Genomic DNA, 18,104 nt, shown 5'->3' with positions numbered 1-18,104 from the left:
CTCAAACTTCACACTTATTGGATTTCTTAGTTATAGATTAGGTGAACTTGCTAGCTTAGGAACCATCTGGTGAAGTTGTGTTATTAGATTGTCCACTGGTGATTGATGATGCCAACCAAATACCAAACCCCTCCAACCTCTTCATAAACTAAGGTTAGGCTGGACCAATCCATACCCATATATGTAGGGTCAAAGCCAGTAAAATGATATTCAATGTAATCACCACTTGGATAAATAACCTCCAAATTATCAATCATACTGCCCGTCTGTATCGTCGTATTGAATCCCATTATATGGGGATTCATATAATCTTCATCATAAACAAAGGCCTCAAAATAATCCAAAGCAGTCATCTGAATCGGATCGCCTGTTCCATCATAAGCGCCCCATAATATAACCGATGAATCTACAGCCATATTGGCAACCTGCGCGCTGGTAAAAACCACATCGTTTACAGTATCAATATAAGTATAAGGCGTGAATCTAACCCCTTGGGTAGGATGAATAAAAGTGGATAAAGTTGCAAAGTCTTGATTACTCATCGCTTCAATGACATCTGCTGATGTATTTGAAACACTGGAGCTAGGCCCACTAGAGTTACTTGCAAGCTCTAGCTCTAATGCTTCAATATCATTTTCCAAAGTAGTAACCGTCTCTTCTAAGGATAGAATCTCTTCATCCTTTTCCAACAATTGGGATGATAACTGACTGTTTTCCGTTTTAACAGATTCTAATTCACCAGCACTATCTGACTCTTGTGGCGGCGAACTGCTACAAGCTGTTAGTGTTAAAATTGCAATAAGCATAAACGTCCATAATACCTTTTTTGTAGCTTTCATAAAATCACACCTTTCTATGTATATGAATTTCATTCTCAATATAACAATTATACCATATTTTTATACAATTTTATAGATAATAGAGATTTTAAAAAGAAAATAATATTGATTGGTTCGAAAAGCTTTTCATGGTATTCTGTAAGCTAATTTCATGATTTTAACGTCTATTCACATTTCTACTTCCGGCTAATCTTCCTAATCTACAGTCCTTTTTCTATGCTTTATGTCAATTGACTTAAGTATATCTATCTAGTAAAATATAACTATTAAACTATGAAAATTTTCAAGGAGTGACTAAATGAATATCAAAGATGTGGCCAATTGTGCCGGTGTCTCGATTAGTACTGTCTCAAGGGTCATCAACAATACAGCAAAAGTTAGTGAAGATGCACGAAAAAGGGTGGAGGCCGTCCTAAAAGAAACCGGATATAGACCCAATTCACTGGCAAGAGAGCTTCAACAAAACAAAACCTACACCATTGGGGTCCTAATTTGCGTTACAGAGCTAAGTATGAGTTCACTTAGTCAATCCATCAATGCTATTACCGATGTTTTAAAAGCCAACAATTATAATATCATGCTTGCAAACAGTCGATACCATGCTGATGAGGAATTAAGTATTTTTAATACCTTTAAAGAAAAGAGGGTGGATGGTATCTTATATTTTGCTGCAGGTTTTGCTAAGAAACATTATGCTATGTTGAAAAATTATAAGATTCCTATTGTCATGATTGGACAAAAAAGCAATTATATTGATATGCCTTATGTTATTCATGATGATTTCTATGCTGCTAAAACTGCTACAGAATATTTAATTCAAATGGGCCATCAAGATATTGGCTTTATCGGCTTACCTGATTATGATGAAGCAGCCGGACTAGAGCGTAAAAGAGGGTATAGGCTTGCTCACGAGGTCCACAACCTAACTCTTAACCCAAGTAGAATGACAGAAGGTGACTTCAGTATAGAAAGTGGTTATGAGGCTATGAAAATATTACTTAAGAATCCTTCTGACCGGCCTACAGCTGTTTTTGCTACCACCGACTTTATGGCTATTGGTGCAATCAGCTGTGCTAACGAAATGGGGTTAAAAGTGCCTGATGACATTTCCGTAATGGGCTTTGATGATGTTCATGTTTCAGCTTTCTATCAACCACCACTAACAACCATCCATACTGACACACATGCGGTCGGGACCAAAGCTGCAGAACTCCTCCTAAGTCTTATGGATAAAGAAAACCCTAATAAAATCACCAAATATGTTGCTAGTTACTCTCTAATAGAAAGAGGTAGCGTCCGGCCTATATAATTACCCTTTGAGAATAGAATATCGCAAAGCACTTATATAAAAACAATGTAATGTAATTTCACCTCCACCTATATGTGAATTTAGTGAAACTTAGTTTTGATTCTTTAACCATATATGCTATAATAATCATTGATTATAGACACAGAAGAAAGGATATCTATTATGTCACTTATATCAGCTTGGAAGGATCTTGCCTATCAGGATAGAAACGGGGAAGCATATGATGCTTTTTGGGGAGATTATCTTCCTAAAGAACAGGTTATTTATGAAGCAATACTCGCCACACCTAATCAGATCATTAAAGGAACTGTATCTGATCTAGCCAAAGCTTACAACATGGATCATAAAACCTTGGTCGGATTCTTGGATGGAATTAATACAAGCCTCAAAGATGAACTTATATTAGAAGATGTCAAAGCAAGTAGCATAATTCACCTTGATGTCGATCTTGAAAAGCTCTATTTTAATATGTTACATGCTAAAGCTGACTGGCTCTATAACCTCCCTGCTTGGGATAACATATTCACCATGGAAAAAAGAAAAGAAATTAAAAAGGCTTATAATCAATCTAAAATTATCGTAAAAGATAAAAAAATAGGACGAAATGATCCTTGTCCATGTGGTAGCGGAAAAAAATACAAACAATGTTGCATGAAATAAAAAGTGGCTATGTCGAATTATTCTTTGACATAGCCACTTTTATAGTATCACGCTTAATTTCGACCCTTTAACCCTAATTGAGGGTTACCTGTAACACCTTCTCCTTATAATGCCGCTTCTAAAATTCTTCTTACATCTTGTTTTCTTAAAGCTTTTAAATGACCTACCGTTTCACCTAAAAAAGCATGATCAATAACTTCATCAAAACGTGCATCATCTATTTTCAAATGACTCAACTTACTTGGCATTTCCAAATACTCGTAATACCTTCTGGTACGCTCAATGCCCTTTTTTGCAACTTTCATATCATCTTCACCAACGATGCCCCATACTTTTCTGGCAAATCTGGCGAATCTAATCACATTTTTTTCATCCAAAACATATTCCATCCAATAGGGGGCCAATATGGCTAGACCATCCGCATGGGTTATGTCATAAATCGCACTTAGCCCGTGTTCAACTGCGTGATTAAACCCTTCAAATGTTTTTCCTCGATTGGTCATCCCACTTAGAGCAACCGCACTTGCCCACATCAAATTGGATCGAGCCTCATAATTGTCAGGCTCGGTCATGGCTTTTTTGCCGTATTTAATAACAGTTGCCATAACGGCTTCACTCATAGCGTCCGAGAGCTCTGCCTCATCTTTAGCACTAAAATAAAATTCATATAAATGGGTTAAGGTATCGACAATACCACAAGCCGTTTGATGCTGAGATACAGTATAGGTATAGGTTGGATCCAATATCGAAAACTTAGGCCACATCCATTCACTCGAAAAACCTCGCTTCTCTTTTAACTGCATATTGCTTATTACAGCGTTACCGTTAAGTTCCGAACCTGTTGCAGAGAGTGTTAATACAACGCCTAAGGGCATAGCCTTTTGAATTTTAGTTTTATAGGTCACAAGTTCCCAAGGGTCACCTGCATAGTATACACTTGCAGCTATAGCCTTTGCACAATCAATAGCACTTCCACCACCCACGGCAAGAATAAGATCAATCCCCTCTGATAAGCAGAGTCTTACCCCTTCGTTCACCGTTACTAACCTAGGGTTCACATCAACGCCTGAAAGCTCCACATAGGTAATGTCACCTAACTCAAAAGCAGCCATAACATCCTCATAAATACCGTTACGTTTTATGCTTCCGTGACCATAAACCATTAGAACCCTATTACCATATTTTTTTATCTCAATGTTCAAATCCTTAATGGCACCCTCACCGAAATATACTCTTGTTGGTATGTACATATTAAAGCTCTTCATCATTTATCTCCCTTCACCGATTTGTTTTCTAACAATAAAAGGCAAACCCATCTTTCTAAACGGATTCACCCTGGCCTACAGACTGATTTTCAATTAATTTATTGTACACTTCAATATCCATAAGAACCATATCAACTCGATTGTTGACCAACACACCCGCATTCCCTCGGCTATGTACCAGCTCTCTTACGTCTTTGAATCTTCTTCTCAAATCATCACTATTAATCAGAACATCTGCTCTAATCTCTTGAAATCCATGCATACCAGTCCCCTACCCAACTTTTTCTACTTTTAATTCCTGCCATATCTGATTCAAGACTTCATCTACCTGTTCTTCAGACAGCTTTTCAAAAATCTTATGATCACTATGATGCTCAATGGTGTAACGGTAATCACCTTCATAGTAAATATCGATATTCATTCTTTCGTAGGCAAATTCAACACGCTGGCGCATGTTTTTGAAACGTAACATATCATCACTCTCCCGAAATAATATTAGAATCATCATACCATAAGTCTTGGGAAAAAACAATTAATTTTCATCAATTTTTAATATCTTTTTATCTTATTTTTAATAATAATTATTATTATCTTAATAAAAGTATTTTTTTTAATTATTTTTAAATAATAATATATTGTGTTTATATTGATTTTTATTTTTTTTATTTTATTTGTTTTATTTATATGTTTTATTATTAAATTATTAGTATAAATAAAAAGACGATTATTAGTCGTCTTTTTATTTATACTATATGATTTTTCTATTTTTTTCTTTTAAAAATAATATTTAGATGATATAGTAATAGTTGATTCTAATTGACGCTCTATTTGCCAAAAAACGAATGAGGTATCCACATGAAGCACGAAAAAGTTCTGAACTATATACATGATTATGGCTATAACATTACTGCAAGGGACCAAAAAAACATTGTAAGTTACCATTGTCACAACCCTTTATCAAAAAACGAATTTGCTTTAATAATTTTGGATGGTACATTACAACTCCCTAATAATGCTGATACAATAATTTCAACACAGTATGGATCAAACCTACCTTTTGTCTATTTGATTCAAGTGGATGATAATATTGATGAGATTGTCACTTTTGCTCAAAATGCATCTGACCATAACAAACCCTTTTTAATATATGATCCTAATGATGAAGTTGAATTCTTCTTAAAAGATTTATGGAATATCATTGTTGATTTAGCCAAGGACTAAAATGGCTTCTTACTATATCTCCTTCGGTATCCAAATATCAAATTCAGTACCTTCACCCAGTATCGAAGTCACAGCAACAGTGCCTTCGATTCCTTTTATGTTTTCATTCACAACATGTAAACCTATGCCTTCTCCTTGTGTTCCCTTAGCATTACTGCCTCGGTAATAAGCATTAAAGATATAGGATAGTTCTTCTTTTTCTATACCCATACCATCGTCTTTTATCGTAATATTTATGCTTTCTTCTTTTTCTTGATAATCTAAGATGACTTGGCCTTTAGCATTGGTATATTTATAGGCATTGGTCAAAATATTATAAATTGCCTGGCTTAACATATATGGGTCTGTTTTCATTTTGATTTTCCTATGATTATTGAGTATCAAGGCTATTGCTTTTCTTTCAAATTGGACAGATAAACCCTTCACAATTCTAGTTAGCATAGTATGAAGATCAAACTCTTCAACTCTAACCTTATCCATATCTTGATCTGCATCTATCATACCACTCATATTTTCAATAATCGCTGTCAAGTCTTCTATTTGGTTCTCACAGGTTTTTAATTCATCTTTTGAAAAATGAATTAAACCATCCTCATAGCCTTCAAAATGTGACTTCAAAATTGTTAAAGGTGTTCTTGTTTGATGCAATAAGGCATCTGTCAGATTTTTTCGACTTCTTTGCTTTAGCTTTAGCTTGGATCTTAGTGCTTCCAAGCGTTCCTGTATGATTCGGATTTCCATGACTTTAGATGACTGAATCTCCAAATCTTCTCCAATGTCAATCTTCTGTGCTAAAACAGATGTATCTGTAAGATCCCTACTCATTTTTTTGCTCACAATTAAACCTATAACAACTGACAAAATCAGTACCAATCCTATAGATATCAAGCTGTTGGTAAAAAGTGCCACTCTAAACATCCTTGTTGCCATAGAGTTTTCAAGGGAGCTATAACGCAAAATATTAAGTTGACCAATTTTCATACCTAGATCATCTTCAATCTCAATATAATCCATTTCCTCAAAGAAACTACCCATCATTCTAGACATCATGCCTTCGCGCATCATGTCCGGTCCTAATCTCAGTTCACGTGCCACATCAATCAAAAGCCCACCTTGGGCATCATACAACTTAATACTGGTAATCGGGTCACTAAGATGTGTTTCCATGTCCATGGCCATTTGTGTTCTATTGGTATTTGATTCTTCCAATATTCTTTTCGAGTAAGTTGTGATCTGTTCCACATGTGCTTCATAATTTTTTGTCGTATATTCAACAAAATATCGATTAATAAGTGCACTAAGGACCAAAGCATTAACAGCTACAGATAGGACGGCTATAAAGATAAGAACACCTAACCACTGTTGTCTTACAGATACCATCATTTACCTCCAAACATGTAACCGGCACCATATTTTGTTATTAGTATTTCCGGTTTTTTGGGATTGACTTCTATTTTTTGTCGAATACGCTTGATATAACTATCGATATTGCGGTCATAGCCTTCATAATTCTGTCCATAAGCCAATCTAATCAGCTGCTCTCTACTAAGAACCTGACCTTGATTTTTGAAAAACACGCATAACAAGCCATACTCAGCAGAGGTGATGGTGATTTCCTCTTGATTTTTGTATAGCTTCATGCTTCCCATGTGTAAACTTAAATCTTTAAATCTATAAACCATAGTCTCTGATTCATGATAAACCCTTTTTAAAAGAACTTTAATTCTTCCCATAAGTTCTCTGGGACTAAAGGGTTTAAGCACATAATCATCCGCACCTTGATCAAAGCCTTTAATTCTATCTATTTCCTCTTTCTTTGCTGTTAACATAATTACCGGCACGTCGGATATTTTTCGAATCTCTTTCAAGACCTCAAATCCGTCAATGCCGGGCATCATGATATCAAGTAGGACGAGATGGATCAAAGATTGACTAAAAAGTTCGAGAGCTAAAAAACCATCTTCAGCTATGAGAACCTCATAATCTTCTTTTTCTAGATATTTGACTACAATATCTCGTATATCCTTTTGATCTTCAACCATCATAATCTGATACTTCATTCAATCACCTCATTCTGATTTTACAGGAGCATGACTGAATTGTCCATCATCCTAAATCTTTCTTCCTACTTTTTTAACAGCAGCTCTTTTTTCTTCATATATTCTTCTTCTGTCAGTTCACCTTGAACATATTTCATCTTCAGAATATCTAGAACATCTTTGTTGTCCTGTCTATGTGTTGATTTGTTAACCAGATAAATAATTGTGAGAATTACAACCAATAGAACAGCCGCCATAAACAGCATATGCCATCCGCCACCTAAGTAACCACCTGACCAACATGCACCACCTCTGTAACCACCTTGAAAGCCTCTTTGAAACATCATCATCTTTTATTCCTCCTTAACCTTTAATGGTCTTCATCATTCTAATGAAAGTCTCTTCATCTATTTCGCCAGTTGCGTATCTTTGTTTCAATACTTCTTCCGGACTTGTCTTAACATCATTTCCAAACCCAGAACCTTTTTGTTCTCTAATCATATAATAGATACCAAATCCAATCAGTGCCCAAATAAGTATCATCATTGTACTACCTCCTTCGTTTTCTTATATTCTTACTATAGTCTCATTATAGAATCAAAATATGGCACAATTATGATTTGACGACAGAAAAAAACAAGCATTCATTTTCTATCTTTTCTCATAGAGAGATGCGACAAATGAACACTTGTTACAATACACTAATATTAAAATATTTCGATGGTCATGCACACTATGGAAGGGTTTTCATGGGACCTATTGCAATAATCAAAAGCGACCATGAAGTTCCTGGAAGCAATGTGTGTATGGAAGGGTTTTCTTGGGACCTATTTACATAGAACTCTTTTAATTTAATTCACCTTTTAGGAAACCAAGGCACAAAAACCGGCGTAACCGCCTTATACGCCTTAAAATCCTCTCGATCCTTATACTTCTTCTCCAATAATGGAACACCTGATACATACCTTAGAAATAGATTAATCAACAACGGACCAATAAAAGTCCAAGCTGTTCCGGAAGCCTCAAGCACTGTTAAGTATATACCCCACCAAATCATAGCTTCACCAAAATAGTTAGGGTGCCTAGTATATCGCCATAACCCCGTCGTTATAATCTTACCTTTATTCTCCGGTAAAGTTTTAAACCGTCTTAATTGTTCATCACCAATCACTTCAAAAAGATAACCAATCGCAAAGACAATGCTTCCTATTAGAGAAAAAAAACCTAAACCATCAACCGACTCACCTGCTAGAGCAATAATTGGTAACGCTACAACATACATAACCACCAACTGAAGCATATAAACATTAAAAAAAGCTTTTAGTCTTGGCCATTTTTCTCCCCATCTGATACGCATTTGGACGTATCTATAATCCTCTGGCTTGCCAATGTTTCGTTTTGCCAAATGTATAACCAATCTAATTCCCCACATAAGAACAAAAGACGTAGTAAGTATATGCACTGCTCCTATTTCCCTGCCTAGAAGCAATCCGGCAATGGCCAAAATAACAAAACCGCCACCCCATCCAATATCTACAATAGAATTGTCCGCTAAGACTTGTCCTAATATAAATAAACCTGTAAAATATATAAAAAGTATGATTAATGCTTGCAAAAACATGATATCCCCTCCTATTGAGTGATATAACCGACGGCTATTGCACCGTCACCTGCGCCAATTGCAATGATTGAGGAAACATCTTCTAAGTAAGTCGGCGGCATACTTAAAGCTTGCTCTAGACCCTCAGTGTAGGCTTTAGCCGCTTCAAAATTCTGTGCATGAACCACGCAATAAGCTTTTAAACCTATTGTATCATTAATCTTAATGAGCTTTTTCTTGATTTTCTTAAGACTGGCTTCATGACTAAATGCAAATCCTCCAAGTCCACCTTCTCCGTCCTTATCTAATGTGACAATAGGCTTAAGATTTATAAGATTGGCAATTTTTCCACCTTTTGTGCTGAGTCTGCCTGACATGATCATTGCATTAAGGTTTTTAACACTCACTAGAATCTTGCTTTTACCCACCAATAGCTTCATTGTTTCAATTATTTGATCATAAGGCATATCCTGTTCTATAAGTTTCGCACATTCCATAACCAACAAACCTTGGGCCGCAGAGTTTTGCTTTGAATCAACCACTGTGATTTTGGATGGATGAGCTTCTAACTCATTTGCCGCTTTTTTAAAAACATTATAAGTACCACTTAAGGCTTTTGAAACTGTAATAACGATAATCTCATCATAATAGGCCTGAAGGCTTTGAAGTTGTAACATGACGGTTTGCTTATCCGGTTGTGAAGATGTTGCACGTTCATTGCTTTCTTCTAGTAATCGAATGGCCCTTTCATTATTGATGGTGATCCGATCAATATATATATCGTCTTTATGAAGGATATTCAAATTAACCACTTGTATCTGATGCGCCTCAATAAAAGACTGGGGAATATCTGCAATGGAATCTGTCACTAATCCAACTTTGTATTTACGTTCATTCACTAAACTACTTTGCATAACCATGTCATCTACTTTTTGATACGTGATCTGACCAAAAGCGCGAAGTGATTCAAAAAAGGTGGCTGGTTGATTGGTATGAATATGGACACGCATCCTTCTTTCATTCCCGGCTACTATTAATGAATCACCTAAAACACGAAGGTCTTTTTTAATATCTTTTAGTGGTCTCTTTAAGTCTTTCAACATCGCTTCTGTACAGTAACGATGCGCCAAATCAATCTCTTCATGATGGTCCATTTTCACCAACGGTTCTAGCTCTTGATCTATATCCGTAAAATCACTTTCATTCTCAGCGTCATAATCACCTTTTAGAAATCTTAAAAATCCGTCGACAAAATGGACAAATCCTTTGGCTCCTGCATCAACAACCGCTGCTTTTTTAAGACTGGCCAATTGATATTGTGTTTTTATTAAAGCCTCTTCAATATCACCATAAGCATAACTAAGTAATTCACCAAAGTCTGTCGTCTTTTTCATAAAGCGGTATAGGGCCTCGGACCAGACTCGAATCAAGGTTAACATTGTGCCTTCTGTCGGCATTTCTACAGCATCATAGGCATAATCTACCGCTGTTTTGTTGGCTTCTACATAATGATGAACATTAATAATACCTGCACCATTTTCCAAACCAATACTAATACCACTTAAATACTGAGCAAATATAATACCGGAGTTGCCTCTCGCTCCAATGATGGCTGCATCTGCAATAGAACGCATAGTATTTCCCACATCTTTCTCCAGTTTTGATTCATTTAGTATACTATGCATCATGGAAGAAAGATTAGAACCTGTATCTCCATCTGCCACTGGGAAGACATTAATGCTGTTAAGTTGGTTTCTATGTCGAATGACTTCTTGAGCCCCTGCTCGATAAGCATAATATAGAATCTTATTGCTAATTTCATTCATAATCCGAGCCCCCTTGTCCTGTTAGGTAATAATGAATCTTATAGGATATATATTATCACATTATGTGATTACTGTCTACCATTATTTGAAAAACGCATCACAAATCGATAGTCATACAACTTATGCTTTGGCAATTTATAGGCTTCGAGCAGACTTAGCATACCAGGTTCATCACCACCCACCCCTCTATGATAACCATCAATATTCATGGTAACAATGCCTTCATTTTTCATTTCATAACTATGGCGCGCACGCTCTAAAGTACTCATCTTATATGGCCATACTGAAAAAGATAAAGGTGTTTGACATGATTGTACTTTTAATGATTTGTCAGGAGCCATCAACCTTACTTCATAAACATCTGATCTTAGACCATTCTCTTGAGGTCGCATATAATGATGAGGCATATCCTCGACATCCTGTTGATACCGTCCAAACTTGCCACCGCTTTTTCTATCCATATAAGTTTCATGTGGTCCTCTTCCAAACCAAGCTACTTTATTGAAAGCACCACTAAACTCTGAAGTAAAACCCAGTCTAATCATATCTTTTTTGGGCTCAGCTATCGTTCGTATCTGCAGATCGCCAAGGCTGTTCACATAATATCTGATTTCAAGCTTTTTAAACACAGGAACATCATAAATAGATGTGATGATCACATTATCCTCTTTTCTATTCACAAGAAAACGTTCAGCTTTAGGGGGGTGTTCAGTTAGTTTTTTGTATACACTTCTATTTATAAGTCCTTGTAGCTCAGGTCTAAAATTTGCCAAGCCCATATCATTATCCGTTGGCGGTCTCCAGAAATTCATTTGAAACTTATGATCCAAAATTAATTGCCCGTCAAATAGAATTTTGTGAATCAATCCATCCTCCCGCATGAAATGAACCACCAGTTCTCCACCTTTAACCATTAGACCTTCATCGATCTTTTTAACTTGAACCTTATCACCTTCCTCAATCACAGAAGTGCTTACCTCTTGAACACAAAACTGCTCAAAACCCATTTCATAACCAGCTTTTGCAAACCAATTATCCTTTTTAAGTTTGGCAACAAATACATCATGAACAGTATCTTCCTTATTTTCCCAACTTTCCGGTACCAAAATCAACTTTGAAGTACCAGGTTCAATCCAAGGTGTCTCTAGAACTCTTTCCTCTACAATGTAACCTTCTACTTTTCTTAAGAAAACGAACTCATAGTTTTCAAGTCCAGTAAAAAATCTCTTGTTAATTAAAAAATAGCCTTCCTTTTCTTTACGAATCTCAAAATCTTGATATACTTTTTTCACTTCCAATATAGCAGGATGTAAGGTTCGGTCTGCCGAAACAATGCCATTGGCACAAAAGTGTCCATGGTGTTTTTCTTCATTATAATCACCACCATAGGCCCAGTAATCTTTATCTTCTTTGGTGCCTTTTCTAAGGGATTGATCTACAAAGTCCCAAATGAAACCACCGCACCAGTTGTCATAAGTTTCGAAAACCTTGATATGCTCTGCAAAGTTCCCTAAGCTGTTTTCCATAGCATGAGCAAACTCACAACTCATGACTGGTTTGTCCATATATTGTTCTCGCTTGAAGGCTTTTTGGTCTGCTGATAGTTGATTCATTATATTCTGGACTAGGGTTATTCTCGTATTCTCTAATCTACCATACTGTGCTGCCTTATCCGGAGAAGGGTACATCATGCTCAGAACGTCTGACACTTTCAAATCTAAGTCACCCTCATAATGAAACGGTCTTGTCTGGTCTAACTTCATAGCCTCTTTTTTCATAATTCTAAAATTATCACCATATCCGGCTTCATTGCCAAGAGACCACATCACAACACTTGGGTGTTGTCGGTCTCTAAGGACCATACGATTCATACGATCTACGACAGCATTGGTCCACATGGGATTATCACCAGGTATATTTTTTTTACGTACACCATGGGTTTCAACATCTGCCTCATCAATAACATACAGACCATGACGATCACAAAGCTCATACAAATGAGGATCATTGGGATAATGTGCTGTACGAATTGCATTGATATTATGCTGTTTTATAATCTTAATGTCTTGTTCTCTTAAAGCCCTTGGCAAATACCAGCCTGTGTCTGGATTAAACTCATGTCGATTAACCCCTTTGAAAATGATTGGAACACCATTAATTAAAAACTGGGCATTCTTGATTTCTACAGTTCTAAAGCCATAAGACGTACCTTTTATTTCAATAATTTCTCCATCTTCATTCTTAAGGATACAAGTTAAAAAATATAGATTGGGCGTTTCATGGTTCCATTTATTAGGATTTTGAATCTGAAGTACATCTTGATTCACCATCGTTAACTCAGACTTGTTCAAGATACACCGGCCCAATTCCCCTTCTTTTTCACTTATATATACTTCTAAGCTGTGAACATCACTAAAAGATTTAAGTGTTATTTCGCTGTGTAAAAAAGCATTCTCATAAGCAGCATCAAAGGTATTATAGAAATAAAAGTCCTTAATGCCACTTCTTGATTCTTGATAGATGTAAACATTCCTATAAATACCGGCCATAAACCACATGTCCTGATCTTCAAGATATGTACCGTCACTGTATTTATACACCTCAACGGTCATTTGGTTTTCACCCGGCGTTACAAACCCAGTTATATTGAATTCGGATGGTGTCATTGAACCTTGAGAATATCCTACTTGATGACCATTAACATATAGGTAAAAAGCTGACTTTACAGCTCCAAAATGGCAAAAAATATCATTCTGAGTCCCTGTGTCTTCTAAGGTGAAATCCTTTCTATATATACCTACAGGATTTTTCTCTTCATCTACCCTAGGTATCTCCTTGGCTTTTTTGCTGATTGCCGGCGGATAATCAAAGGCTAAATAATAAGGTTTGTCATAGCCTTGCGTTTCCCAAACAGAAGGCACATTAATATGATCCCAGCCCTTGGTATCCAGCGCCTTATCAAAAAAACCATTGGGTCGTTCCATATCATTTTTACAATAATAGAATTTCCAAATACCATTTAAGGATTTTCTATTTGACACTTGATTCAAATAGTCTTCAAGAGAATGATGACTCTCGGCTTCGTGCTTTGCTTTCTCTTTATTTATACCAATCACCAATGGGTTATTCCAATCTTTTTTCATCTTGTCACCCTTTCATGCTTCTCATATTAAGAAGCTATTCATCTATATATTAAGCTTACATTAATAATCCCATATACCTTCATATTTGTAAAGATTTGCAAATCGTCTTTTTAATTAAATCTTAATCCTCTATTAAGGGCCTGATAAATATATACTCTTATACTATGGTTAAGGTTTCAAAACTATATAGTTTCTCTGAATGACATCTGTTAAGAAAGGATGATTGAATATGTTAGAATTATTGTTATTTTTTGCTATCCTAGGTCTTATTTTAAGCCTACTATTTAAAGTCAGCATCGGAATTATTCGTCTTGCTCTTGGTATTGTTGGTGTACTACTGTTTTTTGTTCTTATACCTGTTGGGCTAGCGCTTATTATTCCTATAGTCTGTCTTGCCATAGCTGTCGGTATTATTCGTCTTATTTTTTGATGCTAGAATCACCACGGTTTAATTGGAACCAAAAAACAGTTGTACCACCTTTATGGCTTTCTACGCCAAAATCAACCTTATGAGCGTGTAAAATATTTTTTACAATAGCGAGCCCTAAGCCACTACCTATCGAGTTTTCATCGGTGACTCGATTAACTTTATAATAACGGTCCCAAATATGTTCTAAATCTTCCTCTCTAATTTCAACACCTTCATTGATGACTTCTATGTTAATATAATTCTTTATCTGATTGGTTTTTATAAAAATATGACCATTTGATGGGGTATGATTAAATGCATTGCCCACTAGGTTAATCATGACTTGTTCGATGCGCTTATAATCACCAAAACCAACCTGGGCGTCTCCTAGGATTACTTCTAGGTTTATGGCTTTTTTTTGTGCCAAATCCATAAACCTATTTTTTATACTATCAAAAAGTACTTTTATATCTATCGGTTCTTGTTTCAATTTGATCCCATCCACTTCTAATTGAGACAGGTTTAAAATGTCGTCAATTAAGCGTCCTAATCTTTCAGATTCGTCTATAATAATCTCCAAGTGTCCTTCTCTTTTTTCCTGTTCTTTCCCACTAATATCCCGAATGGTTTCTGCATACCCACGAATGAGACTAAGAGGTGTCCTAAGTTCATGGGATATATTCCCAATTAATTCCTTCCTTAATTTATCTGTTTTTTTTAGGGATACGGCCATGTTCTTTATGGTTTCAGCCAACTGACCTATTTCGTCTTCTCCCATTTTATTCATATGAATATCCCAGTTCCCCTGTGCTATTTCTTGGGCCGCTCTATTAATCTTCATGATTGGCTGACTCAAATGATAAGATATCATGTAGGCTATTCCAAATGCTACTAATAATAAGATTGCGGTTATATAAATGAGTTGATGTTTAATAATACCTGCTGTATCTGAAACAGGCGCCATAGTCGTCATAATTAACAGTGCGCCTTGTACTTGACTCGTGTCCATACTCATAATCGGCACACCTAAAGTTAGGTAATCTATATCAAATCTAGGATGTTTAAAAAGACTTCTATCTTTTTTTCCATTCAAGGTGTTGTTTAGAATTTGAGTATTTTGTCTTCTGTTCATTCCTGAGAAAGGCTGTTCATTATTGTAATCCATCTGAAAAACAATTTCACCGGTAGCATCAATAATTTGTACACTCGTATTATAGGTATACACAAAAGCCTCAAGTTCATCTCGCATATTCATGACTTGAACTTTGCTTAAATCACCTTCTTGTTTCATCAAATTGGATACAATTTGTTCGCTTCTGCTTTCTAGTTTATTGATTTGCATTGACATATAGAATTTTTCTAGAAATACCACTTGAAAAAGCCACAATAGCAGAAGCATACAAACAACTAATACCATCATGCCTATCCAAAGTTTTGTGCCTATTTTTTTCATAAATCAGCCTCCGGATCAAATTTATACCCTATGCGCCAAATGGTCACAATCCATTTTCTATAGCTTTTCAAATGTTCTCTCAATGTTTTAACATGGGTATCGACCGTCCTGTCGTCACCAAAATAATCATAGCCCCATACTGCGCTCAATAGTTGTTCCCTACTAAATACCTTATTCGGATTCTTAGCAAAAAAGACAAGCAATTCATATTCTTTTGGTGTTAATTGCAGATAGCCATCTATAAGCCAAACACTTCTTGCATCCAAGTTAATTCTGAGTTCACCAAAAGTCATCTCCTGCTTTTTTGGTATTTCATCTAATAAATCCTGTCTTCTTGCTAGGTGTGCCTTGACTCTGGCTCTTAGTTCCTTAGGACTAAAAGGTTTAACCACATAATCATCAATCCCCAGTTCAAAACCTAATAGTTTATCGTATTCTTCTCCTCGAGCCGTTAACATGATGATTGGTATCTTAGAAACTTTTCTAATCTCTTTACATACAGTCCAGCCTTCCATTTTGGGCATCATCACATCTAAAATCACAAGATCTACGCTATGATTTTTGAATTGATTCAATGCATCCACACCATCAACAGCTTCAATTACCTCAATGCCTTCTTGGCTTAAGTATTCTGCAATAATATTACGTATACCTTTTTCATCGTCTGCAATTAGAACTTTTACTGGCTTCATATAATTAACCTCTTTCTTTAACCATTATATCATTTATTCACGCCTATCGTGAAGCATAGTATTATTACTTAATAACACATAAAGAAGCCCCCAATGTTCTATTGAGGACTTCATAAATTTAGTGAAACTTAGCTTTGACCCTTTACCCATATTTAGAAATCTTCTAAGAATGTTGTGCTATCTATTACGTGTACCTTGACCTTGTCCGGATCGACTTTGAGTTCCAAACCCATTGCCACCTCCAACTTTTTCACCATTACCATTGCCCATACCATTACCTCGTCCAAATCCTAAGCCAAGTTTTGCTTTATCTTGACTCAACCCTAAACCGTCACAATTTTCTTGATTTTCTAAAAAAACGTCTATCATTTCATTCGCTGCATCTCTCGTTAAGGTTCCCAGGGCAACACGTTCTTCAATAATTGCCAATTTATTCGCTACCATATCTGTCCTAAATGCTTCGGCAACTTCAAGTTCTTGTGCTAATGCACCAAATGTCGAATCCCCTTTTGCCTCATACAGTTCTTCAACACTCTTACCTGTCCATTCTGATAGGATTTGTGCCGGACTACCTTGTTCCGCTGCATATACACCAATACTTGTTGCTGCTACTAATACTAAAGCACCCATTGTTACGACTAATTTTTTTGCTTTTTTCATTTTTTCCATCTCCTTATGATTTGTTTTAAAGTATGATTAACTTTATGTTTGTATTATACAAACCAATTGTGATGGAAGTGTGATGGAAGTATGATGATTCATACTTTATTTCTTCTTGCTTTTCATGATTTGCCTAATGATACTACTTGAAGTGCCTTTTATGCCACCACCACCTCTAACAACAATCTCTTTAACAAGCTTAGCTTTATAATAAGCACTTTTCGATTCATGGATGGCAATAGGAATGGCCGCATTTTTAATAGCGTCATAAGCACTGGTCTTTTTCGTTTCTTTTTTAGCGCTGTTAGTATACTCTTTTTTAGGATCAAATGCTTGAGCCGCTTTTATTAGCTTTTCATAAACATAGATTAATTTTGGTTCTGATGACTGATGACCAATCTCACTGATATTGATCCACCTTGCACCGTTTGTTTCTACTTCATTAGCATGAATAGGTTCTGATTCATCCGCAATTAACACATATGCTACATTCAAGTGTAAATGCGCACTTATATAACGACCATGCTTCATATGACCCCAAACCGGTAATATATCCATTGCCATAATCTGTTTTGATAATGGTTTGATGTTCACTAGACCTGTTTCTTCTTTTGCCTCTTTTAAGGCAATCTTCAATAAGTCTTCGTCTCCATCGGCATGTCCGCCGGTCCACCCCCAAGCTTGATAAATCTTGTGATAAATAACCAAGACCTTCGTTAAATCTTTATTCATTATAAAGCCCGAACTTGTGATGTGAGCTAAGGTGTTCTCTCTATATAGAATGTTATATGGAAACTGCTCAATAAAGTGATAAATATGCCTCTTATCACTACGTTCTTGTTCATTTACCGGTGTATAACTGCTTATTTGTTCCCTGAACATATTAAAGCCTCCTTCTATCTCGCGCTTCCTATCAACTATCATATTATAATAACTTCAAAAAATCAATCTTGTCCTAAAGGTAATGTTTGAATACCTGTTCATGTAT

At 36.0% G+C, this 18,104-nt stretch carries 19 protein-coding genes; 4 read left to right on the top strand and 15 right to left on the bottom strand.

From position 1 onward, the window contains the following. Positions 1-83: 83 nt before the first annotated feature. On the bottom strand, positions 84-839 hold the full coding sequence (locus P0N36_RS01350; RefSeq protein ID WP_275840929.1) for a hypothetical protein: 756 nt from the start codon (positions 837-839) through the stop codon (positions 84-86). Between the two features lie 298 nt (positions 840-1,137). On the opposite strand from P0N36_RS01350, the gene P0N36_RS01345 reads away from it, so the two are divergent. Both P0N36_RS01345 and P0N36_RS01340 read left to right on the top strand, forming a co-directional pair. Beyond that, a complete protein-coding gene (locus P0N36_RS01345; RefSeq protein ID WP_275840928.1) occupies positions 1,138-2,148 on the top strand; it encodes a LacI family DNA-binding transcriptional regulator in 1,011 nt (336 codons plus the stop codon). Positions 2,149-2,310: 162 nt separating this feature from the next. Then, positions 2,311-2,808, top strand: a complete 498-nt coding sequence (locus tag P0N36_RS01340; protein ID WP_275840926.1) for an SEC-C metal-binding domain-containing protein — start codon at positions 2,311-2,313, stop codon at positions 2,806-2,808. Positions 2,809-2,912: 104 nt separating this feature from the next. On the opposite strand, the gene P0N36_RS01335 is transcribed toward P0N36_RS01340, so the two are convergent. Genes P0N36_RS01335 through P0N36_RS01325 form a run of 3 tightly spaced genes read right to left on the bottom strand, consistent with a single transcriptional unit; the run spans position 2,913 to position 4,545 of the window. After that, positions 2,913-4,076: an iron-containing alcohol dehydrogenase gene (locus P0N36_RS01335; RefSeq protein ID WP_275840924.1), complete on the bottom strand. Its 1,164-nt coding sequence runs from the start codon at positions 4,074-4,076 to the stop codon at positions 2,913-2,915. A 52-nt stretch (positions 4,077-4,128) separates the two neighbouring features. After that, positions 4,129-4,335 carry a hypothetical protein gene (locus tag P0N36_RS01330; protein ID WP_275840922.1) on the bottom strand — a complete coding sequence of 69 codons (207 nt, stop codon included), beginning with the start codon at positions 4,333-4,335 and terminating at the stop codon, positions 4,129-4,131. A gap of 9 nt (positions 4,336-4,344) precedes the next feature. Further along, the gene (locus P0N36_RS01325) at positions 4,345-4,545 is read right to left on the bottom strand and encodes a hypothetical protein (protein WP_275840921.1); all 201 of its coding nucleotides are present in this window, start codon (positions 4,543-4,545) and stop codon (positions 4,345-4,347) included. Positions 4,546-4,928: 383 nt separating this feature from the next. Between P0N36_RS01325 and P0N36_RS01320 the strand changes: the two genes are divergently transcribed. Continuing rightward, entirely contained in the window at positions 4,929-5,294 is a 366-nt protein-coding gene (locus tag P0N36_RS01320; RefSeq protein ID WP_275840918.1) for a hypothetical protein, read from the top strand. 12 nt (positions 5,295-5,306) lie between these two features. On the opposite strand, the gene P0N36_RS01315 is transcribed toward P0N36_RS01320, so the two are convergent. The 7 genes from P0N36_RS01315 to P0N36_RS01285 all read right to left on the bottom strand — a co-directional run bounded on the left by P0N36_RS01315 (position 5,307) and on the right by P0N36_RS01285 (position 13,902). Continuing rightward, positions 5,307-6,677 (bottom strand): sensor histidine kinase, encoded by a 1,371-nt coding sequence (locus P0N36_RS01315; RefSeq protein ID WP_275840917.1) that lies wholly within the window; start codon positions 6,675-6,677, stop codon positions 5,307-5,309. After that, positions 6,674-7,354, bottom strand: a complete 681-nt coding sequence (locus tag P0N36_RS01310) for a response regulator transcription factor (protein ID WP_275840915.1) — start codon at positions 7,352-7,354, stop codon at positions 6,674-6,676. Before P0N36_RS01310 ends, P0N36_RS01315 begins: the two co-directional genes overlap by 4 nt. Positions 7,355-7,419: 65 nt before the next feature. Beyond that, complete coding sequence (locus tag P0N36_RS01305) at positions 7,420-7,683, bottom strand: SHOCT domain-containing protein (RefSeq protein ID WP_275840914.1); 264 nt, start codon at positions 7,681-7,683, stop codon at positions 7,420-7,422. A 13-nt stretch (positions 7,684-7,696) separates the two neighbouring features. Further along, positions 7,697-7,879 carry an SHOCT domain-containing protein gene (locus P0N36_RS01300; RefSeq protein WP_275840913.1) on the bottom strand — a complete coding sequence of 61 codons (183 nt, stop codon included), beginning with the start codon at positions 7,877-7,879 and terminating at the stop codon, positions 7,697-7,699. A gap of 310 nt (positions 7,880-8,189) precedes the next feature. After that, positions 8,190-8,954, bottom strand: a complete 765-nt coding sequence (locus P0N36_RS01295) for a DUF1295 domain-containing protein (RefSeq protein WP_275840912.1) — start codon at positions 8,952-8,954, stop codon at positions 8,190-8,192. 11 nt (positions 8,955-8,965) lie between these two features. Next, positions 8,966-10,759 carry a DegV family protein gene (locus P0N36_RS01290; RefSeq protein WP_275840910.1) on the bottom strand — a complete coding sequence of 598 codons (1,794 nt, stop codon included), beginning with the start codon at positions 10,757-10,759 and terminating at the stop codon, positions 8,966-8,968. 68 nt (positions 10,760-10,827) lie between these two features. Then, entirely contained in the window at positions 10,828-13,902 is a 3,075-nt protein-coding gene (locus P0N36_RS01285; RefSeq protein ID WP_275840908.1) for a glycoside hydrolase family 2 TIM barrel-domain containing protein, read from the bottom strand. Positions 13,903-14,131: 229 nt separating this feature from the next. Between P0N36_RS01285 and P0N36_RS01280 the strand changes: the two genes are divergently transcribed. Beyond that, on the top strand, positions 14,132-14,332 hold the full coding sequence (locus P0N36_RS01280) for a hypothetical protein (protein WP_275840907.1): 201 nt from the start codon (positions 14,132-14,134) through the stop codon (positions 14,330-14,332). Here the strand turns inward: P0N36_RS01280 and P0N36_RS01275 are convergent. From P0N36_RS01275 to P0N36_RS01260, 4 genes are all read right to left on the bottom strand, one after another. Beyond that, entirely contained in the window at positions 14,322-15,764 is a 1,443-nt protein-coding gene (locus tag P0N36_RS01275; RefSeq protein WP_275840906.1) for a sensor histidine kinase, read from the bottom strand. The two genes, P0N36_RS01280 and P0N36_RS01275, sit on opposite strands and share 11 nt — an antisense overlap. Beyond that, on the bottom strand, positions 15,761-16,456 hold the full coding sequence (locus tag P0N36_RS01270; protein WP_275840904.1) for a response regulator transcription factor: 696 nt from the start codon (positions 16,454-16,456) through the stop codon (positions 15,761-15,763). Before P0N36_RS01270 ends, P0N36_RS01275 begins: the two co-directional genes overlap by 4 nt. 177 nt (positions 16,457-16,633) lie before the next feature. Next, positions 16,634-17,116 carry a hypothetical protein gene (locus P0N36_RS01265; RefSeq protein ID WP_275840903.1) on the bottom strand — a complete coding sequence of 161 codons (483 nt, stop codon included), beginning with the start codon at positions 17,114-17,116 and terminating at the stop codon, positions 16,634-16,636. A 105-nt stretch (positions 17,117-17,221) separates the two neighbouring features. After that, positions 17,222-17,998: an NUDIX hydrolase gene (locus tag P0N36_RS01260; RefSeq protein WP_330683923.1), complete on the bottom strand. Its 777-nt coding sequence runs from the start codon at positions 17,996-17,998 to the stop codon at positions 17,222-17,224. Between the last annotated feature and the right edge of the window lie 106 nt (positions 17,999-18,104).

This window comes from Petrocella sp. FN5 (genome assembly GCF_029210395.1).
In the GTDB taxonomy this organism is placed as follows: Bacteria; Bacillota; Clostridia; order Lachnospirales; family Vallitaleaceae; genus Petrocella.
This window is presented reverse-complemented; position numbering and strand designations above follow the sequence as displayed.